The organism is Streptosporangium sp. NPDC023615, assembly GCF_040640155.1.
In the GTDB taxonomy this organism is placed as follows: Bacteria; Actinomycetota; Actinomycetes; order Streptosporangiales; family Streptosporangiaceae; genus Streptosporangium.
The window spans coordinates 1-3,375 of the sequence record NZ_JBFABE010000148.1 but is presented as its reverse complement, the minus strand read 5'-3'; the positions used below and the strand labels follow the sequence as shown (position 1 = coordinate 3,375).

Annotated in this window: 5 protein-coding genes; 2 read left to right on the top strand and 3 right to left on the bottom strand. The window is 38.0% G+C overall.

Annotation, left to right across the window (positions count from 1 at the left end):
- Positions 1-439, bottom strand: a 439-nt coding sequence (locus tag AB0G16_RS38515; RefSeq protein ID WP_362815936.1) for a relaxase/mobilization nuclease domain-containing protein, incomplete at its 3' end; no start/stop codon positions are given.
- Positions 429-755, bottom strand: coding sequence for a plasmid mobilization relaxosome protein MobC (gene mobC / locus AB0G16_RS38510; protein WP_362815934.1), 327 nt, complete (start codon positions 753-755; stop codon positions 429-431). The genes AB0G16_RS38515 and mobC, both read right to left, overlap by 11 nt.
- A 205-nt stretch (positions 756-960) precedes the next feature.
- On the opposite strand from mobC, the gene AB0G16_RS38505 reads away from it, so the two are divergent.
- Both AB0G16_RS38505 and AB0G16_RS38500 read left to right on the top strand, forming a co-directional pair.
- Entirely contained in the window at positions 961-1,410 is a 450-nt protein-coding gene (locus AB0G16_RS38505) for a hypothetical protein (protein ID WP_362815933.1), read from the top strand.
- Between the two features lie 247 nt (positions 1,411-1,657).
- Positions 1,658-2,647 (top strand): RepB family plasmid replication initiator protein, encoded by a 990-nt coding sequence (locus AB0G16_RS38500; protein WP_362815931.1) that lies wholly within the window; start codon positions 1,658-1,660, stop codon positions 2,645-2,647.
- An 8-nt stretch (positions 2,648-2,655) separates the two neighbouring features.
- Here AB0G16_RS38500 and AB0G16_RS38495 read toward each other — a convergent pair.
- Positions 2,656-3,375, bottom strand: a 720-nt coding sequence (locus tag AB0G16_RS38495; RefSeq protein WP_362815930.1) for a hypothetical protein, incomplete at its 5' end; no start/stop codon positions are given.

Below are 3,375 nucleotides of genomic sequence, written 5' to 3'. Positions count from 1 at the left end.
GCTGCAACCTCTTGCCGCTTCGCAACTCTTGGTTTGGTATCAGGAAATTTAGCTCTAGACGCTCATTTTTATCGGTGTGCTGTACCCATAAAATATTGTAGTTATCAGGGAATAGACCTGCAAACAGCACTTTCTCAAAGTTGTCCATGATTTTCGATTTTACGTCATCTGTAATGTCTTGATAACTCTCCTCAAATGAAAGACAACCTGATGTATATCGTCTAGCATAGTCAGTTGAATTGATAAGCTCTTTCGTAATTTCGGGATTACCACGCAAAACGGTAGCTCCCTTTCTATATCTTTCATTAGTAGCTTCTTCTCCAACTCCTTTATTAATAACTTCATTAATAGCTTCCTCTCCAGCTCCTTCCTTACCTAATAAGTAATCAGTAGGACCATCGCCACCACCACTGCCTCGACTAAAGAACTTAACTATCATGAGCGTCTCCTTTATATTCATTAATTACGCCAATTAATAGTGTCTCAATTCTATTGATAGACGATAAAATATTAGCGTCTAATTGCTTATTACTGTTAGCGTATTTAGCCACCTGATTCAAATTAGATCCTATTCTGCCAATGGCTCTAACTAAATTAGGGTCAGCTCTTTTGATTGGTTTTTTTCTTAATGCCACGTTGCGCATCCAGGCTGCTAATTCGCTTTGAGTTTTTAATTCATTAAGTCTGTCTTTCTCTGCTTGGGTAACTCGAATCTTAATTGATTGATCACGTTTATCACCTTTGATGATTGGCATAGTTGGGCCTTTGCTTTTGGTTTTTTGGGGTCAAGGGGCAACGCCCTTTGCCAGTCACACCGACCCTATAGTAGCGATAGCGGATAGAGGGGTCGGTGTGTGTACTGGCTTATTCTATGATCATTTTCTATGTATGATCAACACTTGTATTGCTGTACCTATTCTGTACTATAATTGCTGTACCTAATGAATCTGGAGGTTATCTGTGGCTAACAAACGCTCAATGAATATGAAAAGGATTAGTATTGCTCGAACTACTGAAGTTAATACAATGCTAAGTTTATTGATGGATTTAGACGAAGGAAAAAATGGGGATTATATGGGGTTCCAAGAATCTCGTATTGTATATAGAACAGAAATGAAGGGTCGTATTAATTCATATAGGGCACAAAAGATAGCTAGGTTTTTAGGTAAGAATATTAGCAAGAGTCACTTAGTTAAATTCTCTAAGAATAAAGAGGAAATTAAGAAGCTAGATATGGAACTAGACAATTTAAAAAAAATTAACCCTCACTTTTCTATGTTTGGAGATAGAAAAATAACCGTTGATGAATTTTTAGAAATCAATGAGAAGAGTTTATGGGGTTATTGGAATTATGTTAGAGGTGCCGATGTTATTTCTGCATTGGCTAAGTTAGATAAGAACCAGAATTAGAGTCTTTATCTTATCTTTTTTCAGTCAATTATCATTAATAAATATATTTTTTCTTTTAAAGACTTTTAAAGACTTTTAGCCCCTCTGTAGCCCTTGAAAACAAAGGGATTCAGCCTCCATTATGCTACAAATGGCAGGGATTATGCTACAAATGGCAGGGATTATGCTACAAATGGCATGATTTAATGCTACAAATAGCATGGATTATGCTACAATTAAAAATAAATGAGCATTTAAGGAAAGTAGCATGGAAAAGGAAGTCGAACCATACGAGAAAAAATACCCTAAAAGCTTGGTTGTAATGCAAAATCGTATGCTGCGAGTATTTTATGAGATGACTTTGGACGAAAAGCGTATCCTTCTCCTTGCTAGTCCACTCGCTAGGACAAAAGATGCAAGCCAAGATGATGCAATTGAAGTAACAGCGAAAGAATTTGCTGATGCCTGTGATATTGAGGTTAATTCCGCTTATAACCAATTGAAAGACGCTAGCGACATGATTATGGGTCGTGTCTTTAGTTATAAAAACGAACGAGGTAAGAAGGTAAATGTTCAGTGGGTAATAAGATCGATATATGAGGACGGATATGTATCGCTATGGTTCACGCAAGAAGTTTTAGAGATGCTTAAAGTCTTTGATAAAAAGAATCCGTTCACCAAGTACAAGAAAGATGAAGTCTTAAAGCTAAGAGGGGAATATGCAATAGATATATATCACTTAGCAAAAAGACATGAAGGCATGAATCATTGGGCTATGACGCTGGACGACATTAGAGAGGATTTATCACTGAGTCAGTCCTATTCACGGATTAATAACCTCAAAAGCAGAGTTATTGATCCCGCCGTTAAAGAAATATCAGAGAAGACTGATGTAATAGTGACTTATGAGAATGTAAAGCGCGGTCGTACAGTTACTGGCTTGAAGTTTACCGTCAAAGCTAAGCCTGCGCCCAAGATGAAAAATGTTAAAGCAGAGCTAAGAGATCAAAATACAGCTGATTTGTTTACGGTCGGCAATCTATCAGACAAGCAGATAGAGGCAATCGTTTGTACAGAAGCTTTTAAGGCTGACTATAACCACTTGATAAGTCCTACAAGCCCTATAAACACAGACTTTACACTTTGGAAGCCTGAAATGTCTAAGCGTTTGAAAGCAAATCCTGAGCAGTTTAGTAAGCGTCCAATGAGCTATTACCTAGCCAAAATAGAGCATTACAACGCCAATAAACAAAAATAACCCCGTTCTTAGTAGTCAAAGCTTGGACTACTAAGAACGTTTGATCTTGGCACTTGTTTGGCAGGTTCGCTTATATGAGCCTGTGTTGGCTCTGATACGTCCAAATCCAAATCCATAGGTTCAGGTGCGAGAGCATCTTTAAATCGCTCTGCGTGATATTCACGCTTTATTTCAAGCCCTTTCTTTAGTACCTTACTGGCTTCTTCAAATATTATGCCCTTGTTACCCTCATAATCCCTTTCTTTTTTTGCAACTCCTACTGGAATGTAGTCGAACGCTCGAAAGTCCTCGCTGAAAATAGGGTCATCTAACCTTATATTTTTATCGAATTTCGGGCTTTTAATGCTAATTGACTGCTTCGTAACCCTTGTTATCTCATACCCTTGGCTTTTTAACGCTTCACGTATAGCTTCTCTGTCGGGTAATTTGCCTCTTTCGGCAAGGCTATGAAAGTATTTAGTAAGTTCATTCTTCGTTCCTCCGTGTGTCTCAAGCCTTTTATGCTCAAGTGTTTTTTCTTCCTCTTTAACATTTTTTAAGTTTGCACTTCGGCTCAAATAAGGGTTATCTGTTCGACGTTTTCTTGGGTCATTTGGGTCGCTCAACTTAAAATTAAGATTCATAACCGTTTGAAAGGCATCAACTCGCTTCATATCGGCTGCATAGTAGAAGGGCTGCAACCTCTTGCCGCTTCGCAACTCTTGGTTTGGTATCAGGAAATTTAGCTC